An 18,974-nucleotide genomic window follows, 5' to 3' on the forward strand; every position below is an offset into this window, starting at 1 on the left:
CACGATGAACGAAAATGTTAACAACGAAGCCTCAATCGGAATGGCCTGGCGGGTAATTGGAATATTTGGGGGCGGCATTGCCGCCCTTTTCGTATTATCGATTTTAAGTCTTTGCTTCGGGGAGGCCAAAATCCCGGCAGCTACCGTATTAGATGGGTTGCTCGGCCGCCAAGATATAATGGAGCATAATCTGCTCTGGGATATCCGTATGCCGCGCACGGTTATTGGTATTTTGGCTGGTGCTGCGCTCGCTGCGGCTGGTGCTTTACTGCAAACGATAACGAAAAATCCGCTCGCTGCCTCCGATACATTAGGTATCAATGCCGGGGCTTATTTTATGGTTGTCCTTGGCGTGGTAGCTTTTCCTGCTCTGCAGCAGCAGTTCCCATTTTTGCTGGCGGCGGCGGGGGGATTGCTGGCGGCGTTAATTGCCTATTTCCTGAGCGGCGGCCGGAAGGCCACACCTATCAGACTTGCCTTATCAGGCATGATCGTATCTATGGTGCTTGGGGCGTTTACAACGGCCATTCAAATTTTTAAGCAAACGGAAACGCAAAATTTATTTTTATGGGGCTCAGGCTCCTTGATTCAGCTGAACTGGAGCGGCGTCTTGTATGCATGGCCTTTCGTCATTGCCCTGCTTGGGATCGCGATGCTCGCAGGAAGGCAATTTGATGCCTTGGAGCTCGACGAATCTACTGCTCGCTCGCTTGGGCAGCGTGTAGGATTAACACGGGCAATGGGGCTTGGCCTCTCGGTACTGCTGGCTGCCATTGTAGTCAGTGTAGTTGGTCCGATTGGCTTCGTTGGTTTGGTCGCTCCCCATCTTGTCCGGCTTAGCGGTATTCGCAAGCATCGCCTGCTCATTCCCGCCAGCGCATTGTGGGGAGCGCTGCTCATTACGGCGGCGGATTTGCTTGCTCGTATGGTACGGAGCAATTTAGGGGAAATGCCGGTTGGCGCGGTCATGGCGATTATTGGAGCGCCTTGGCTCATTTGGCTCGTACTCACCAAGATGAAAAATATATCCGGAGCAGGCTCTGGGCAGTCATCTATGAACATCGGCGGGGTAGCGCTGCGTATGCGCTTCGCTCCGACTGTGATATCCATGACAGCGCTGCTCATCGTTATCATCCTTGTAAGCTTGTCGCTTGGGGGAACGAGAATACCGATTGCCGATTTGCTGGGCAGCCTTGTCGGTGGAGGAGACTCATCGTATTCTGTGCTGCTGAATTTAAGGCTCCCGCGTACACTTGTTGCGGCTGGAGGCGGTATTGCGCTTGCAATTAGCGGCGTCTTAATTCAAAGCGCCGTCCGAAATCCGTTGGCCGACGCCTCAATTATTGGCGTAACGTCGGGAGCGGGGTTTGGCGCGCTAATCGTATTGGTTGCACTGCCGAATTTAACAATCTTCGCCCTTCCGTTTGCTGCAATTGCAGGTGGGATTCTTGCCGCGGCCTTTGTATTTTTGTTAGCATGGCGCAAATCCTTAAATTCGTCTGTTCTTATTTTGCTTGGCATCGCAGTATCGGCAATCGGCGCTGCGGGCATACAGGCGATGATCGTCAAGGCGAGCCTGTGGAACAGTACAGCGCTAATATGGTTAACGGGCACGACCTATGGGCGAGGCTGGAACCAATTTTATAGCATTATGCTGTTTCTGGTTATCCTTTTACCGGTTGCCTACTATTTGGGACGGAAATTTGATTTGCTGGCGTTTGGCGACGAAAGTTCGGTAGGCCTTGGCCTGCCGGTTCGAGGAACGCGGCTCTGGGCGATGATTATCGGCGTTTTGCTGGCAGCGGGAGCTGTTGCGAGCGTAGGTACGATAGGTTTTCTCGGACTTATGGCGCCGCATGTCGTGCGCATGATGATTGGGCATCACACGAGACGCTCCATTATTTTGTCAGGCCTGCTCGGCGGCTTGCTGCTCGTCATTGCTGATACGCTCGGAAGAACGATCATGGCGCCGAAAGAAATTCCGTCAGGCCTAATTATTATGCTGATTGGCAGTCCGTATTTCCTGTTCCTCATGTATCGCTCGCTGGTTAGGAAATTTTAGAAAGTTTCAGGAGCTTTCAGGAGGTTTGACGGACACAGCAGCCGCTATTTCGGCAAAAACACGGATATGGCACAGGCTGCGGACTCAGGGGCAGCTAATGCACGGCCATAAGCCATTTTGACGGGATATTGAGGGCAATAACGGATTTCCTGTCCGCTTATGGCCTGAAATCGAATCAAAAGCCCAAATAGCGGAACCTCAGTCCTTCAACATTTAAAGGTATCAAAGTTAGTTGCATGAAACAGTTCGATTATGGTTAGATATTACCATGATTGGCCTGTTTTTTGCTTTTTTATCCGTTTTTTCAAATATAGACGAGTGGAGCGTTAGAGCAAGGAGTGAAGATAGAGTGGAAGTCATGAACGACACGATAAACATCGACGAGCAGCTTTTTTGGTTCACGCATAGCGCCATTAAAGTGATGGACGTTCGGCATATAAAAATGAAGCTAGGGGAAGCGCTTAGCGCCTATCGGCTTCCGGCCAATGCGTTTTTGTTTGCATTGCGAGGCAGTGCGGCGGTCGCATTGGACAACCGGGAGTATGCATTCAAAAAATTTCAAATGCTGCATGGCGGAAAAGGCTTTTATTTGGATATTCGCTCGACGGAGGAGCTTTTTGAATATTATCTCATCCTCTACAAAGCGGTTCAGCCGCTTCTGAATATGCCGGAGAAACAGCGGCTGCTGGAGAAAAATCCTTTTCGCATGCAATATGGCGTTACGCCTGCTTTTCCAATATCTCTTTATGAGAAGCTGAAGCAGCTGGACGAGGAATTTCACAAGGGCGGCAAGCTTGCCGAGCTGCATGTGAAAACATTGTTTTATGATTTTATATATGAATGGATGCGGCAGCTCAGTGAGCAGGAGGTTCCCGTTATAAAAGCAGATCTGGTCGCCCAGGCGGTCAGGTTCATCCATGAGCATTATGCCGAAGCCATTACACTGGAGCGGCTGGCGAAGGTGCTGGAGTGCACGCCAAGGCATTTAACACGCCTGTTCAAAAATCAAATCCAGCATAGTCCGATTGATTATCTCATCCAACTTCGTATCGAGAAGGCGAAGGAGCTGCTGACGAGCACGGAGGGGACTTTACAGGAAATCGCTGCCGGTGTCGGCTATCCGGACGTCTATTTTTTCAGTCGTATTTTTAAAAAGCACACGGGCATTTCGCCGATCCATTATAAAACGGAAGCGAGCGCTCCGCGAAAACGCCCTTATAATCCATTATTAATGTCCCGATACCCTATTGTGTCGAGAAGACGCAGCGGGCATACTGTTATTGGTGATAATCATTATCAAAACAGTAGTGAAGGGGTATTAAAAATGAACAGAGGTTCGAAACAATCCATTGCCATTATGATGCTGCTTGCGATGACTTTATTGGTCAGTGCATGCGCAAGTTCGGCAAATTCTCCAGCGACAAATGGCACTGCACCAGCCGCAAGCAGCAATGCAGCAGAACAGACAGCGAGTGAGCGGATACTGAAGGACGGTTTGGGCAATGAAGTTAAGGTTCCAGCTAATCCTAAACGGGTTATAGCCTCTTATTTGGAAGATCATTTGGTGGCGCTAGGCGTCATTCCGGTTGCTCAGTGGTCGGTCAGTGATGGGAAGGTGCAAAATTATTTGCAGAAGGAGCTGGCTAATATCCCTGCTATTCCATCCGAGCTTCCCTATGAAGTCGTGATGAGCTACCAGCCGGATCTCATTATTATCGACAATGCGGAAATGGTGATGGGGGACAAGTACGCACAATATGCTAAAATTGCCCCAACCTATACGGTAGGCAGCGATGTCAACAATGATTGGCGGCAGGAGCTGCTGACGGTAGGCGAAGTGCTGAATAAGAGCGAGGAAGCGAAGCAGGTGCTGGCTGATTATGAAGCGAAAGCAGCAGATGCCAAGGAAAAGCTGCATCAGGCGATCGGAGATAAGTCAGCTGCTGTTCTCTGGGTTACGGCTAAAAATGTGTACGTCGTCAACCAAAACTTATCCAGCGGCGATTTGCTTTATCGGGATCTGGAGTTGACCGTTCCGAATGTTGTTGCGGAAATATCGTCGACAGCGAAGGCGAATTGGAGTGCGATTTCCAAGGAGAAGCTGGCCGAGCTGGACGCCGATTACCTGTTCATTGTGAATAGCAGGGAAGCGACGAAAGAGGAAATTTTGAGCGATCCAATCTGGCAGGGCATTCCTGCGGTTAAAAATAACAATGTCTACGCGTATGACAACAATGCCAGCTGGCTGTATACGGGAACGATTGCGAACTCGCAGATGATTGATGATGTGCTTGAGAGTATTGTGAAATAAATAAATCATTATAACCCGTAAAGTGGATGCTCTAACAACCTCCACTTTACGGGTTGTTTTCTTGTAATGCTTAAATAAGTGCAGAAAATAGTGATTTTATTGCCATATCAAATTCCCCGCCCGTATTGTAGAATGATGCACATAAGCGGTGCATGATACGAAAGGAGACGACAGATGAAGAGCTTCCAGCTGAGCAAGCTGTATATACCATTTACGTATAAAATGATGATTCCCTATATGGCGCTTGTACTGCTGACGGATGTGCTGGTCGGCTATATATCGTATACGATGCTCATCCAATCGCGAACGGAGATGGCGGAGACGAATATTCGCACCGCGCTGGAGCAGACGCGCAATAATATTGAATACCAAATGGATGAAATTGAGCGCATATCGAGCACGCTTTTCAGCAGCTTAACTTTTCAGAATGCGCTGCAAAACACGGGAGAGCCGCTGGAAATGATGCTGAAAATGAAGGATGACATCATACCGCAGATGAGAGCGCCGCTCCAACTGTATGGCAACAATATCAGGCTTGCCGTCTACACGGTAGACGAGAAATTGTACGAGGTGCCGGGCGATGATATGGACAAGCCGATTCAGCGCAGAGACTATTATGTGCTCTCGGTGCGTCAGATCGAGCATACAGACTGGTTCAAGTCACTTCAAGCATCCAATCAGGATAATCTTTGGATACAGCTGGGTTCCGACCGCAAGCTGGAAAACGTTTCGCATTTTCGCAAGCTGGTGTCCTCCAGCGGGATGGCTCCCATTATCGGCTATGTGCGCGTGACGGCCCGCTTCGATGAGCTGCTTGGCAACTTCGATACGTTCCCGATCGATCAAGGCATCAGCTTGCGGCTGCTAAACACTCAATCAGGCGAGGTCATGTATACGCGCGGCATAACAAGCGATCATTCTGATTCGGCCTCCTACCTGAGTGTGAAAGAGGACATACCCGGAACGCCATTCGTCATTGAAACGATAGTGCCGCATGCTTATTTAAACAAGGACGCCAGCCGCATGCAAAAGGTTATTTTCGCCGTGTGCTTGATCAGCTTTCTGGTCATGGTGTTTATTGGCTACATCGTCGCCCGGCTTTCCGGCAAGAAGATGAAGCGAATCGTCACCTTGGTCCGCTCTTTCCAAGAGGGGAACTTTCATAAGCGGATCGGTTTTACCGGCAATGACGAGTTTGTCCACATCGCCAATTCCTTTAATCAGATGGCGACCAGCATTCAAGAGCTGATTAAAAACGTTTACGTGCAGGGCATTCAGAAAAAACAGGCGGAGCTGGACGTGCTGCAAGCGCAGATCAGCCCTCATTTTTTGTATAATACGCTCTCGACGATTGGCAGCTTGGCTAATTTGGGCGAGACGGACAAGGTGACCGCGATGGTTCAGGGGCTTTCGAAGTTTTACCGTTTAACGCTGAATGGCGGCAATGTGTACATTACGCTGGAGAAGGAGCTTGAGCAGGTAAAGACGTATTTGGACATTCAGCGGGTCAAATATGCGGACACGTTCGAGGTTTATTACGATGTTGAGCCGGATATTTTGCAAACGCCGATTATTAAGCTTATTTTACAGCCATTTGTCGAAAATATATTTAAGCATGCCTGGTTTGGCAAAACGATAGCGATTCGCATAACGGGCAGGCGGCTGGGCGACCGCATTGAGCTGAAAATTATTGATACTGGCATAGGAATGCGGCCGGATACGCTGAGGAAAATGCTCTCGAATACGCCTTTGCCTTTGCCAGCTCTTGCCGACCAAACGGATAGCGTGGAAAATGGCCAATCGGATAAATATGGGCTGAAAAACGTCGAAGAGCGGATCAAGCTGCGCTACGGCACAGATTTTGGGATTCGAATTGGCAGCCATTATGGTGCAGGCACAACGGTGCAAATTATTCTTCCAGTGGAAAATGCCGAGATTCGGGAGGATGCGGAAGGGATTTGATCCATAAGCAGCTAAGAGGGGAGAGTGCGGGGATGGACATTAGTTTATTATTGGTGGATGATGAGGCGATCGACTTGGAATGGCTTCGCCGAAGGGTAGTCGGCAACGAGCGCCTGCATTTGCAGGATGTGTCCGTGGCCACTAGCGGGTTTGAGGCGCTGGAAATGATGGAGCAGAAGCGCATCGATCTGATTCTCTCGGATATTCGCATGCCGATTATGTCGGGGATGGAATTTGCGCGCAGGGCGAAGGCGATTAACCCGCAGGCCCATCTTGTTTTTATAAGCGGACATCAGGATTTCAGCTATGCGAAGGAAGCGATCCAACTGAACGCCTCCGGATATTTGCTTAAGCCGGTTGATGATAACGAGCTTCATGATATGCTGCTGGAGCTGTGCAACAAAATCGAGCAGGAGCGGATGCAAAACCAATCGCTGACCGAGACTCTGACGCTTGTGCATCAGGAGCTGCTGCTGCGCTGGTTTAACGAGCCGACATCGGGGCGGGTAGAGCAGCATCTCCACAGCTTCCTCATGCCTCTGCTGCAGGGCGGAGCAGCCGTTGCCATTATTGAAATCGACGATTTGGAGTGGAAGCTGGGTAAAATGGCAGCTGACGAGCGCCGTTCCTTAACAGCGGAAATGGCGTTGTTCATTCGGACCTTTGTAGATCGGCATCAAGTTGGAACCGTGCTGACCAGCTATGACTATCATTTTGTGCTGCTGGCGACGGTGCAGGAGGCGGAATGCAAAGCTCTGCTTGAAAAGCTGGTGCAAGCATTTAATGAAGCTTTTCCGTATTCGATTACGATTGGCGCTGGCATGCATACAACGGTTATCGCCAAGCTGCATGATGCCTATCAGCAGGCACAGGCAGCGCTCAGCATCAAATGGATTGTCGGGAAAAACAGGCTTATTCACGATGCAGCGGCTTGGTCGCCGAAAGAAGCGATGGCCTACAGCCTCGAAGAGACGGTAGACCGTATGCTGCGCGCGATGCTGGAATATGATCTGACGACGGTTGATGATTGCTTGCGGGAGCTGTTCAGCGGCGACCAGCCGTTAACCGGGAAAAACGACATCTACGACCTCATCATTCGCATTACGTCCAAGCTGCATGCGGATCTCCAGCAAATGAACGAGCATTTATATGAAATTTTAAAATGGGACTCCCATCAGCCGTTTGTTTTGTTCCAATTTGAGACGGTGCATGACATTCTCTCCTGGCTGAGAAGGCGGTTTTTCGAGCTGTCCGAGCTGCTGTATTTGAAGAAGCAGCGGCAGAAGCGGAAGCTGATTGAAGAAATTGCGCTATATGTTGAGCAGCGGCTCGATCAGAAAATTACGCTCAATGAGGTAGCGGCCCACTTTGACTTTACGCCAAACTACTTGGGCCAGCTGTTCAAAGCCGAGACGAATACGCTGTTCAGTGATTTTTTAAGCGAGCTGCGTATGAAGCATGTGTGCAAGCTGCTGGAGGACCCGACCAAGAAGATATATGAAATTGCCGAGCTGGCCGGCTATAAAAATATTATTTATTTTAATCGTCAATTCAAGCAGCAGATTGGCATGTCGCCGGGGGAATATCGGAAAAAACATAACATTTAATCGTTTTTCTGAGTTTATCTCATGGTAACAGCCCGGGGTCCTGTGGATTCCGGGTTATTTTTTAACCGCCATTTTATGCAATCGTTGAATTAGTATAAGTTTTAGTTGTTCCCCTTAATTATGCGGACGCCCTGCTTTTCTTATAATGAAAGCAGACAAGAGAAGAGAGGGGAGCACAGATGAAGCGACACGGATTTATACAGGATGTCATCAAATATCGGGCTATTTTGCTCATGCTGCTGCCAGCCGTTTTGTTTTTTCTACTGTTTGCTTATATACCGATGGCGGGCATTATTATTGCTTTCAAGCATTATGATTATGCCGGCGGGATCTTTGGCAGCGCGTGGAACGGGCTGGACAACTTTCGGTTTTTCTTTGAATCGGGGGATGCGTGGCGCATAACCAGAAACACGGCGCTCTATAATATCGCTTTTATTGTGGTCAACAATGTGCTGCAAATTTTTACGGCGATATTGCTGTTCGAGGTTGGGGGCAAATGGTTCCGCAAAATCGCTCAGTCAATTTTGTTCCTGCCTTACTTTATTTCTTGGGTTGTCGTGGGCGCGATTGCCTACAACCTGCTCAGCTTTGACATCGGAACGGTTAATTCCCTGCTGAGAAATATTGGGATGGAGCCGATTGATATTTATAATACGCCTGCCTATTGGCCGGTTATTCTCGTACTGGTCGCGGCGTGGAAAACGCTCGGTTACGGTACGATCATGTATTTGGCGGCGATCACGAGCATTGATACCGAAATGTATGAGGCCGCGGAAATCGATGGCGCGAATATTTTTCAGCGTATCTTCAAGGTAACGATTCCTAATTTATATCCAACCGTCATTATATTGGTACTGCTGGCAGTCGGTAATATTTTCAAAGGTGATTTTGGAATGTTTTACAATATGGTCGGCAATAATGGTGTGTTGTTCTCGTCTACTGATGTTATTGATACGTTCGTATTCAGATCGCTCATCACTTCGAATGACATTGGCATGTCAGCCGCTGCGGGTGTTTACCAATCCGTTCTCGGATTCACCACCATTATGCTGTTTAACTATGCCGTTCGCAAGTATGACAAAGATCGCGCCTTATTCTAGTGGGAGGTCATGAAAATGAGTGTATCTGATGCTAATATCGGCAATAAAGCCGTCAAGTCTGTGAAGAGCGGTCAGCTCGACCGCCAACTTCTTGCCATTATCGGCTATACTTCCTTAACCGTACTGTCGGTTCTGTGCATATTGCCTTTTATTCTGATCGTATCCTCTTCGTTTACGGAGGAAAGCACGATTGTGCGTGAGGGTTATCAATTTTTCCCAACGGCCTTCTCTGTGGAGCCTTATAAAATCCTGTTCAAATATCCCGAACAAATGATTCGGGCGTATGGGGTAACCATCTCCGTTACCGTTATCGGTACAGCGATCGGCCTATTCCTGACCGCTATGACCGCCTATTGCCTATCACGCAAAGATTTCAAATGGCGCAATTTTTTCTCCTTCTTCTTTTTCTTTACGACGCTGTTCAGCGGCGGGCTTGTGCCTTGGTACCTGCTCATCGTCAACTATCTCCATATGAAGGATACGGCGCTGGCGCTGATTGTGCCGCTGCTGCTGAACGTGTTTTATATTATCGTTATGAAATCGTTTATGAGCAACATTCCAGAAGCGATTGTTGAATCGGCCAAAATCGATGGCGCAGGCGATTTCCTCATTTTCATGAAACTTATTCTTCCGCTGTCCAAGCCTGCTCTCGCAACGATCGGTCTCTTCCTTGCCCTCGGCTATTGGAATGATTGGTATAACGCCCTGCTGTTCGTTGCCGACGACAAGCTGATGCCGCTGCAATATTACTTGTACAAAATGTTGGGCAACATGGATGGTATGCGCAAGGCGATGATGGGCTCAGGCGCTGTTGTGACGACAAGCCTGCCGACAGAGGGTCTTAAGATGGCAATGACGGTTGTAGCCAGCGGTCCGATCCTGCTTGCCTATCCCTTCATCCAGAAGTACTTTGTAAAAGGCTTGACGATTGGCGCAGTGAAAGGATAATCCCAAGGGAACTTGGTTTATCAAGATAGATGGGCATATCAACAGTTACATTTAAGGGGGAAATTCAATATGCAAAAGAAGAAAAAAGTCGTTATACCGGCGGTAGCCTTAACTTTAGCCATGGTTCTTGGTGCATGCGGCAACGGTGGCAATACAGGAACAGAAGCGAGCACAGCGCCAGCATCAGGTACTAATTCTTCCGCAACGCAGTCGCCTACAAAGGACGGCTTAGATATTTCCAAAGAGGTCAAGCTGAAAATGGTGTTTGTCGGCCCGAAGCCGGTTGATTATGATGCCGTATTCGCAGAAATTAATAAAAAGCTCAAGGAAAAAATCAATGCGACCGTCGATGCCGAGTTTTTGGATTGGTCCGATTGGGCGCAAAAATATCCGCTGAAGCTGGCGGCGAATGAAGATTTTGACCTTATCTATTCTGCGAACTGGGCGGGCTATAACGATCAGGCACTCAAAGGCGGTTTTCTGGAGCTGACCGACGATATGCTGTCCAAATATATGCCAGAAACGTGGAAAGCGATGGACAAGGTTGGCTGGGATCAGGCGAAAGTAAACGGCAAGCTGTACATGGTTCCGCAAAACAGAGGCGAATCGGTAGAGAAGCTGATTTTGTACCGGGAGGACCTGCGTAAAAAATACAACCTTCCTGCTATCGACAGCCCGGAAGCCTATGCTAACTATTTGAAAGCGGTCGCTCAAAATGAGAAAGGCGTTACGCCATTCACACCGGAAACCGGCGACTGGAAGCTGCATAATTTAGACCGCATCCTGCTCAAGCAGCAAAATGACTGGAACATGCTCGATTTCGACCTGCCGATCGGCTTTAAGCTGACGGATGAAGCGGGCAAAGTGTTTAACGTCTATGAAACACAGGAATTCAAGGATTTGCTGTATTATTACAAAGATCTTGCCGACAATAATGCCTGGTCGAAAAACGTATTGAATAATAAAAATGATCATCAGCAGGATTTCAAGGAAGGCAAAACAGCGTCCATTACGCATAATATGGGAACGCTCGGCTCACTCATGGCATTGATGCGCATGGAAAAATCGCCTTATGAGCTTGCGCTTGCCGACATTACGCCGAATACGAAGAAATCGAATGCCGTATCGACGCAAAACGGCGTTTCTATCCATGCAACGTCCAAAAATCCGGAGCGTTCGCTGATGTTCGTCGACTTGATGCAAAATGACAGAGAGCTTCATGACTTGGTGCAATACGGTATCCCAGGCGTACATTTCACAGCAGTTGGCGACGATAAATACGATACGACCGATAAAAGCGTGAACTTCACAGGCTTCTCCAGCTGGGGCTTCAATTCGCCGCTTAACCGTGACAACGCATCCTTCCCAGAGGAAGCAACTGCGCTTACGAACGATTGGGAAGGAAAGGTTTACCACTATCCGCTCGAAACGTTCGTCTTTGACAACAGCAAGGTGAAGACGGAAGTCGCTAACGTCGGCAATGTGATGCTCCGCTTTGCGATTCCGCTGGAATACGGCGCGATCAAGGATGTAGATAAAGGCCTCGAGGATTTGAACAAGCAGGTGAAAGCGGCCGGCATTGATAAAATTATTGCAGAAGTGCAAAGCCAAATCGATGCTTTTCTAGCAGCCAAAAAATAATAGCAGCTCATGCAATAAGCTGCCCGCAGGCAGGACATCTGGCAACAGATGCTCCAGCTGCGGGTTTTTGCTTTTTCAGCAGAGCAATTTGAATAGGATGGGCTAAACCAATTGCGTATCGTTATTGATGGAAATGAGCACAATGGCTGTATCCTCGCCAATATTTTTCGCATAGTGGGGCATGCAGGCTTTCCAGCTAAAGGAATCGCCTGCGTAGATGGTCGCCGATTCGTCTCCCTGCTCTACATAGATCGTGCCGGAGAGGAGGAAGTGGATTTCCTCGCCCGCATGGGCGTGCGCCTCTGCCGTCGATGCGCCGGGCTCAAGCTCGACGAGCATCATTTTGACAGAGCCGCGCTCGCTGAGCTGCTCTACCTTCATCTTTCCGCCGCCATACAAGGTGTGCCGACGCTCATCCTTGCGCAATATCTGCATTCGCTCGTCCTTCTTGAGCAGCAGGAAGGCGAGCGGAACGTTCAGCGCACCCGCAATGTGATCCAGCGTAGAAATAGATGGCGATGTTTTATTATTTTCGACTTGGCTCAGGAAGCCTTGCGATAGTCCAGTAGCCTCCGCAATCTGCTGGATGGAGAGCTGCTTCTTCTTGCGAATTGTGCGAATTGTATTGCCAATATCCATGAGTACCTCCTGAAACCTAGTTTGCCTCTTAACCGATGTCGTTAGGCTGTGATGGCTTTGTAGGCTGATTTGTGAATGTGGCATTAAGCTTCATCCATAGTAGCAAATGTTTTATTGACTTGCCACCATGAGCATGATAATATTTCTCATATAAAACATATATTCTTATAACAAATATATCAGATAAAGAGGCGATGGACAATGACTATTTCCATTCATCCGGCTGCACATATTGGATATGTGAAGCTTAAAGTAAGTAATATGGAGCGCTCGCTCCTTTTTTATAAAGCGGTTGTTGGTTTTAAGGAGCTTTCACGCAGCGGAAACGAAGTGCAGCTGACGGCTGATGGCAAGCGTCCGCTGCTCATACTGCAGGAGCAGCAGGGTGCGGTTGTTTTGCCGGAGCGTGCAGCTGCGGGACTGTATCATTTTGCAATTTTATTGCCGAGCCGCGAAGCGCTAGGGCTTGCTTTGCGGAATTTGGCAAACCATAATGTAGCCGTCGGACAGGGCGACCATTTGGTTAGCGAAGCTTTATATTTCAATGATCCAGACAACAATGGCATTGAGATTTACCGCGATCGCCCGCGTGAGCAATGGGAGAAGCTGGAGGGCGGCGGCTATAAGATGGCGACTGATCCCGTTGACATTAAAGGGCTTCTGGATGCTTCTGAAGGCAAAGTATGGAACGGACTGCCCGAGGACACGGTCATCGGGCATGTGCATTTGCATGTAAGCCATCTGCCGCAAGCCCAGCAGTTTTATTGCGACACATTAGGCTTTGATATTATTTTCAATATGGGCGGCTCCGCATTGTTCATTTCGGCGGGCGGTTATCATCATCATCTAGGCCTGAATACATGGGCAGGCGTCGGTGTTCCGGCGGCTCCAGCGAATGCAGCAGGTCTGGACTACTACACGGTTGTGCTTCCTGATCAAGCAGCGATGGACGAAGTGCTGGCCAGACTGGGGCAAAAGCAAATACAATTCCGCAAGCAGGCAGATGGCTGGATGGTCACAGATCCTTCTGGCATATCCAGTTTGCTGACGATTGGTGGGTAAGTGGAGATGGAGAAGCAAACGGATGGTCAACCGGAACAGGCCGCTATTGAAATTGGCATTTATACACTAGGCGATATATTGCCTGATCCTCATACATCGGACACGATAAGTGCGAAGCAGCGGATTCAGGACATTATTGCTGCGGCAAAGCTGGCGGATGAGGGAGGCCTCGACATTTTCGGCTTGGGCGAGCATCATCGCCATGATTTTGTCGTTTCGGCAACGCCGGTTATGCTGGCAGCTATTGCCCGGGAAACGAAGCGCATCAGGCTGACGAGTGCGACTACCGTGCTAAGTACGGTTGATCCGGTGCGCTTGTTTGAGGATTATGCGACGCTTGATTTATTATCTGATGGACGCGCGGAAATTATTGCAGGACGCGGAGCTTTCGTCGAATCGTTCCCGCTGTTTGGCTATGAATTGAGCGATTATGATGAGCTGTTTAGCGAAAATCTGGAGCTGTTCGGCGAGCTAAGCCGCCAGGATACGGTAACCTGGAATGGCAAGCATCGCCCTGCCCTTCGGGCCGCTGCGATTGCCCCGCGTCCAATTCAGCCGCAAATTCCGGTATGGGTTGGCGTTGGCGGATCGCCGCAGAGCGCCGTGCGCGCAGGGGAGTTTGGCCTCGGCATGATCATGGCGATTCTTGGCGGTTCGCCGGACAGGTTCAAGCCGCTCGTCGATCTTTATCGCGAAACGGGAATCGCGTCGGGCTTTGATGCAGCGAGCTTGAAGGTTGGCGTCACTGGCCACAGTTATATCGCGAAGGATAGCCAGCAGGCGCGTGCGGAATATTTCCCCTATTACACGAATTATTGGTCGCATATGAACCGCCAGCGCGGCAGCGATTTCCGGATTACGAAGGAGGAATTCGCCGATATGACGGCGCCGGATCAGGCCTTGTTCGTCGGCAGCCCTGAGGAAATAGCTGAGAAGATTATTTGCCAGCATGAGCTGTTCGGGCATCAGCGTTTTATTGCCCAGCTCGATATTGGCGGCATTCCTTATGCCAAAGTTGCCGAAAGCATCGAGCTTTTAGCCGGGAAGGTCGCACCTATGGTGCGTGCAGCGACAAAAACGAAATCATAGTTTGAACCGCATCCGTGCTGATTTTGCCGAAAGCTGGCGCTTAACGGTATGCCATTCATAGATTCATAGACAATCTGGCAGACGCTGCTTTATAGCGTTTGCCAGATTTTTTTTAAATATAAGCCGATTATAAGTTTCACACTTATAATCGGCTTATATTTCTCGGAATGTAACGCGCCGCGCCGCCAAAGGACGGCGACAGCCGTTTCACCTTGTATGCTCCAAAATATTTTCAATAATCAGACGATTCTACAATTTTCTCGTAAACGATCCTTTACAATAGATTTTAGCGAACTTAGAAATACATATTTATGGATTAAAAGGAAATTTGTGATATGAGATAGAAAGGAGGATCGGCTAGCAGTTTAGTAGAGGGCAAAGAAAAATAGGAGGGATTTCATGCAGCAATGGTTTAAACGCAAAACAAGTCGGAATAAGCCATTATCTATTTTAATCGTTATGGCGCTTTTGCTCACCTTATTGTTCCCCGCGGGAGCTATGGGGGCGGAAGCAGCGCCGCAAAGCATTAAGTCTTCCATTTTGTCACAGCAGCTGAAGCTGCCAAAATCGGCCTATCAGCAAATAGATTCAGCTGGCAAGAAGGAGTCGGCAGGCTTGCTTGGCGCTCAGGGCGAGCAGCGCTTCAAGCTGGAAGCGGCGAGTGGCTCCGAAACCACGGGTTCTGCAGCAGATGGAACAACGCCATTGCTCAAAAATTATGTGCCGCATTCGGACAGTGGCCAGACGATCAGCGTCATTGTTGAGCTGGTTTCTGATCCCATTGCCGTACAGGGCGTCAAGGCACAGCAAGGGCAGGCTAAGTCTATTGCCAACTATCAGACGATTGTGAAGCAGGAGCAATCGAGCTTTGCTGCTGCTGCGAGGAAGATGAATGTGAAGCTCGGGCGCCAGTATCAGCAAATTTTCAATGGCTACGCGGTACAGGTTCCGGCCAATCAGGTGGACAAGCTGCTGGCGCTGCCTGGCGTGAAGGCAATCTACCCGAATACGGAAATCATTATAGACCCGCTGCCAAGCGTAGAGGCGAAAATGGACGAAAGTGCTCCATTTATCGGTGCCCCTACTTATTGGGACAGCGGCCTAACGGGGGAAGGCATTAAGGTTGGTGTGATCGACAGCGGCATTGACTATCTCCATCCAAGCTTGAAGGATGCTTATAAGGGCGGCTATGATTTTGTCGACAATGACAATGATCCGTACGAGACGCTTCCCGATCCGAATGATGCCGAAGTGGCAACCTCCCACGGCACACATGTGGCTGGTACCGTGGCAGGGCGCGGCGATCCGGGAAACCCGGATAGCGAAAGCGGCTGGGTAAAAGGCGTCGCATACGGTGCAGATATTTATGCTTACCGCGTACTGGGGCCAAAAGGCAGAGGTTCGACCGAAAACGTCATTGCCGCCATGGAACGATCGGTTACTGATGGTATGGATGTCATTAACCTTTCGCTGGGCGATGACTTTAATGACCAGTTCGAGGCTAGCGCCGTTGCGCTGAATAATGTGATGCTGGCGGGCGTCGTGGCAGTTGCGGCGAACGGCAATGATGGACCAGAGCCGTATACGGTTGGTGTTCCAGCTACTGCAGAGCTGGCGATTTCCGTCGGTGCATCTTCACCGCCATTATCAGTGCCAGTGCTGACAGGAGCTGGTGCAGGCCGTGTTTATGGTGCGTACATGGCCTATTCTCCCGAGCTTGGAAATTTGGAAAATAGTGCACTGGAGCTTGTATATGCCGGCTTTGGAACAGCGGCAGATTTCATTGGCAAAGATGTGACGGGGAAAGCTGCCCTCATTTCACGGGGCTCCATTACTTTTGGCGAAAAGGCGCTGAATGCCTTAAATGCCGGAGCTGCGGCTGTCATTATTTATAACAATGCGACAGGCGAATTTAGCGGAACGCTCAATGCTGGAGTCGATTATGTCCCAACGCTTAGCATCTCGCAGGAGGATGGACTTGCGCTCAAAGCGAAGGCTGACGCGGCGGCGGCTGGAGCCAGTGCTTACATGATCGACTTCAGCACAGTAGTAGAGCAGGATATGATGGGAGATTTCAGCTCGCGCGGCCCATCGCTGCCGGGTCTGGCCATTAAGCCGGATATAACGGCGCCAGGTGTAGCCATTCGTTCATCCATACCTGCGTATGGCGGCGATTATTCGGATGCTTATGAAAATAAGCAAGGCACGAGCATGGCAAGTCCGCATATTGCAGGCGCTGCGGCGCTGCTGCTTCAAAAGAAGCGGGGGCTTACTCCGTTTGAGGTAAAAGGACTGCTGATGAACAATGCGAAGAAGCTGGCAGATCGCAGCGGCGAGCGTTATTCGCATATGGATCAAGGGGCAGGACGGATTGACTTGGAGCAAATTTCCAATGCCAAAGCGATAGCGCTCGTGGAAGAAACGACGGTTGCGGTAGCAGGATCAGCCGCTACATCCTATTTGACGGGCAGCTTGTCTTTCGGGGCGCTGGCCGCCGGGAATGAGTCGGCAAAAACCATTCAAGTGAAGGATATTTCCGGAGCAGGTAGCTCGTATGCGGTATCGTCGATATGGTATGGCGAGGCAGCGGGTGAGCTGAGTGTTAGCGAAGAACAGTTTGCGGTGGCGGCAGGAGGTACTGCTTCCTTCGATGTAGCGCTGCATGTAGCTGAAGCAGCAGCAGCTGGCCGTTACGAGGGCGAGGTCGTCATTCAAGGTGCAGGACAGACGATACAGCTTCCACTCGCTGTCTATGTGGGCGACGTGGAGCTTCCGGCAAAAGTATCGGAAATTACGCTTGAACCGTTCCTCTTTTCGCCAAATGGTGATGGCGCAGCGGATACGACCGACCTTAAGTTCCGCGTAAATGCCACACTGCCGTATTTTTCACTAGATGTTTATGCGGTTTCGGGAAGCAATTTGTCCTGGAAGGGCGTCATTGTGGAAAGCGCGCAAGGCATTAGCCCGGGCAGCTACATCGTTGAAGGCTGGGACGGGGAAATATTGACGGCACTTGGCCCTCAGCAGCTTGGGGAAGGACAATATGTCGTCGTGCCTTGGGTTGGTCTTGGGAACGAAGATTATTTGCTGGACCAGCTTGCCGAATTTATCGTGGATGTGCAGGCTCCGGTTGCGGAGCTCTCTGATCCGCCGATTGCCGTTACGGGCAGTGAAGGCGTGATTAGCGGGCGAATTATTAGCGACCGCCTCATTACTTTGTTCGGCGATTATTCGGCAGTTGGCGCTGCTGCGATGGCTGAGGATGCAAAAGGCGATTTGCAGCAGTATGATGCGACGATTGCAGCAGACGGGCGTTTTGAGATTCCGGTGCCGATTGTCCAAGGAAGCAATACGTTTGATGTGTATGTGTATGATGCCGCCGATAATGGCGTCATTGAGCCAGCCTTTGTTGTCCGTTATGAGAGCACGGCTCAGCAGCCTGCCACATTAGCGGCTGTTGCTTCAAAGTCCAGCGTACGGACAGGAGAAACCTTTGACATTGATGTGAATTTTGCTCATGTTAAGGACTTATATGCGGCGCAATTCAGCTTGACGTATGACAGCTCGCTGGTGAAAGGCTCAGTGGAGCCGAGCGTTGCATTGTCGACCTACCAGCAGCAGGCGAATCCTGGCGGATCGCTTATCGTAGATGAGACGATTGTCGATCTCGGCAACGGCACTGCAAGGAGCGATTATGTCGTATCCTTGACCGGAGATCATAGCGGCTACAGTGGCTCCGGGACGCTGGCAACGTTCCATTTCTCCAGTGGCAGCACCGGAAAACGGGATTTTAAATTGTCCAATGTACGGGCATTGAACAGCGATACGCAAGAAATTTCCTACAGCAGCGTGAGTGACGTGTCTGTTACGGTGACTGCGGGTCCTACAGAGCCGGAGCATCGGATTACAGGCAGAATAACAGCGGAAGCTTTCGGCAGCGGTGTGAATTACAGCGAGACTTGGTACCAGGGTGCGGATGGCGTGCATAAAGTTGTGGTAGAGGCCATTACAGCAAGCAAAGAGGTTGCAGCTGTTGGTGAAGTGAAGGCGGATGGAAGCTATACGCTGCTTGTCCCAGCGGGGACTTATACGGTGCGCGTAGTAGCGCCAGGCCATGTGGCTTCGGCTGCTTCGGTGACGGTGGCAGGCGAGGATACGACGCTTAATGTCGGACCGCTTCTGGCGGGCGACGTGAATGGCGACGGCAAAATCGATCTGGCCGATCTCCAGCTTGTTGCCAAGCAGTTCGGCAAGTCGCGGAGCTCAAGCTGGGCAAATGCGCAAGCAAGCGCTGCGGACATTAACCGGGATAACGCGGTTGATCTGCTCGATATTTCCTTCGTTTTAGGCAACTTCAAGCTGTAAGCGGCAAGAGGTAAAAGGACAAGAAACAAGAAACAAGAGACAAGTGGCTGATCATGAAACAGTCGTGAAAAAATGGAAGGGGAGCGCGATCGGCTCCCCTCCTTATTTTCAGGATGCCACATAGGTATGGTTGAATCTGAGCATTCTCTTTTTTAATAGGCTGTTTTCTGAAATATGGTAGCTAAATA

At 49.9% G+C, this 18,974-nt stretch carries 11 protein-coding genes; 10 read left to right on the forward strand and 1 reads right to left on the reverse strand.

The window, feature by feature from the left end; translation table 11 throughout:
• The first annotated feature begins 4 nt into the window (after positions 1-4).
• From AC50X8_RS14480 to AC50X8_RS14510, 7 genes are all read left to right on the forward strand, one after another.
• Complete coding sequence (locus AC50X8_RS14480) at positions 5-2,062, forward strand: iron ABC transporter permease (RefSeq protein ID WP_494880178.1); 2,058 nt, start codon at positions 5-7, stop codon at positions 2,060-2,062.
• A 358-nt stretch (positions 2,063-2,420) separates the two neighbouring features.
• Positions 2,421-4,373 carry an AraC family transcriptional regulator gene (locus tag AC50X8_RS14485; protein WP_494880179.1) on the forward strand — a complete coding sequence of 651 codons (1,953 nt, stop codon included), beginning with the start codon at positions 2,421-2,423 and terminating at the stop codon, positions 4,371-4,373.
• 174 nt (positions 4,374-4,547) lie between these two features.
• The gene (locus tag AC50X8_RS14490) at positions 4,548-6,335 is read left to right on the forward strand and encodes a sensor histidine kinase (RefSeq protein ID WP_494880180.1); all 1,788 of its coding nucleotides are present in this window, start codon (positions 4,548-4,550) and stop codon (positions 6,333-6,335) included.
• Positions 6,336-6,367: 32 nt separating this feature from the next.
• Entirely contained in the window at positions 6,368-7,942 is a 1,575-nt protein-coding gene (locus AC50X8_RS14495) for a response regulator (protein ID WP_494880181.1), read from the forward strand.
• A gap of 179 nt (positions 7,943-8,121) precedes the next feature.
• Positions 8,122-9,042 carry an ABC transporter permease gene (locus AC50X8_RS14500; RefSeq protein ID WP_494880182.1) on the forward strand — a complete coding sequence of 307 codons (921 nt, stop codon included), beginning with the start codon at positions 8,122-8,124 and terminating at the stop codon, positions 9,040-9,042.
• Between the two features lie 15 nt (positions 9,043-9,057).
• Positions 9,058-9,990 carry a carbohydrate ABC transporter permease gene (locus AC50X8_RS14505; protein ID WP_494880183.1) on the forward strand — a complete coding sequence of 311 codons (933 nt, stop codon included), beginning with the start codon at positions 9,058-9,060 and terminating at the stop codon, positions 9,988-9,990.
• Between the two features lie 69 nt (positions 9,991-10,059).
• Complete coding sequence (locus AC50X8_RS14510) at positions 10,060-11,631, forward strand: ABC transporter substrate-binding protein (RefSeq protein ID WP_494859333.1); 1,572 nt, start codon at positions 10,060-10,062, stop codon at positions 11,629-11,631.
• 102 nt (positions 11,632-11,733) lie between these two features.
• Here AC50X8_RS14510 and AC50X8_RS14515 read toward each other — a convergent pair whose 3' ends face one another.
• Positions 11,734-12,270, reverse strand: a complete 537-nt coding sequence (locus AC50X8_RS14515; protein WP_056042834.1) for a helix-turn-helix domain-containing protein — start codon at positions 12,268-12,270, stop codon at positions 11,734-11,736.
• A 201-nt stretch (positions 12,271-12,471) separates the two neighbouring features.
• On the opposite strand from AC50X8_RS14515, the gene AC50X8_RS14520 reads away from it, so the two are divergent.
• The 3 genes from AC50X8_RS14520 (at position 12,472) to AC50X8_RS14530 (ending at position 18,786) form a co-directional block, all read left to right on the forward strand.
• Complete coding sequence (locus AC50X8_RS14520) at positions 12,472-13,332, forward strand: VOC family protein (RefSeq protein ID WP_494859336.1); 861 nt, start codon at positions 12,472-12,474, stop codon at positions 13,330-13,332.
• 6 nt (positions 13,333-13,338) lie between these two features.
• Positions 13,339-14,421, forward strand: a complete 1,083-nt coding sequence (locus tag AC50X8_RS14525) for an LLM class flavin-dependent oxidoreductase (protein ID WP_494880184.1) — start codon at positions 13,339-13,341, stop codon at positions 14,419-14,421.
• A 399-nt stretch (positions 14,422-14,820) separates the two neighbouring features.
• Positions 14,821-18,786 (forward strand): S8 family serine peptidase, encoded by a 3,966-nt coding sequence (locus AC50X8_RS14530; protein WP_494880185.1) that lies wholly within the window; start codon positions 14,821-14,823, stop codon positions 18,784-18,786.
• Positions 18,787-18,974 lie beyond the last annotated feature (188 nt).

Source organism: Paenibacillus sp. JT22N15, assembly GCF_059383755.1.

Excerpts from the sequence above, each read along its gene's own strand:
- AC50X8_RS14480 (WP_494880178.1), top strand. The coding sequence starts at position 5 with ATGAACGAAAATGTTAACAACGAAGCCTCAATCGGAATGGCCTGGCGG.
- AC50X8_RS14485 (WP_494880179.1), top strand. The coding sequence starts at position 2,421 with ATGAACGACACGATAAACATCGACGAGCAGCTTTTTTGGTTCACGCAT.
- AC50X8_RS14490 (WP_494880180.1), top strand. The coding sequence starts at position 4,548 with ATGAAGAGCTTCCAGCTGAGCAAGCTGTATATACCATTTACGTATAAA.
- AC50X8_RS14495 (WP_494880181.1), top strand. The coding sequence starts at position 6,368 with ATGGACATTAGTTTATTATTGGTGGATGATGAGGCGATCGACTTGGAA.
- AC50X8_RS14500 (WP_494880182.1), top strand. The coding sequence starts at position 8,122 with ATGAAGCGACACGGATTTATACAGGATGTCATCAAATATCGGGCTATT.
- AC50X8_RS14505 (WP_494880183.1), top strand. The coding sequence starts at position 9,058 with ATGAGTGTATCTGATGCTAATATCGGCAATAAAGCCGTCAAGTCTGTG.
- AC50X8_RS14510 (WP_494859333.1), top strand. The coding sequence starts at position 10,060 with ATGCAAAAGAAGAAAAAAGTCGTTATACCGGCGGTAGCCTTAACTTTA.
- AC50X8_RS14515 (WP_056042834.1), bottom strand. The coding sequence starts at position 12,270 with ATGGATATTGGCAATACAATTCGCACAATTCGCAAGAAGAAGCAGCTC.
- AC50X8_RS14520 (WP_494859336.1), top strand. The coding sequence starts at position 12,472 with ATGACTATTTCCATTCATCCGGCTGCACATATTGGATATGTGAAGCTT.
- AC50X8_RS14525 (WP_494880184.1), top strand. The coding sequence starts at position 13,339 with ATGGAGAAGCAAACGGATGGTCAACCGGAACAGGCCGCTATTGAAATT.
- AC50X8_RS14530 (WP_494880185.1), top strand. The coding sequence starts at position 14,821 with ATGCAGCAATGGTTTAAACGCAAAACAAGTCGGAATAAGCCATTATCT.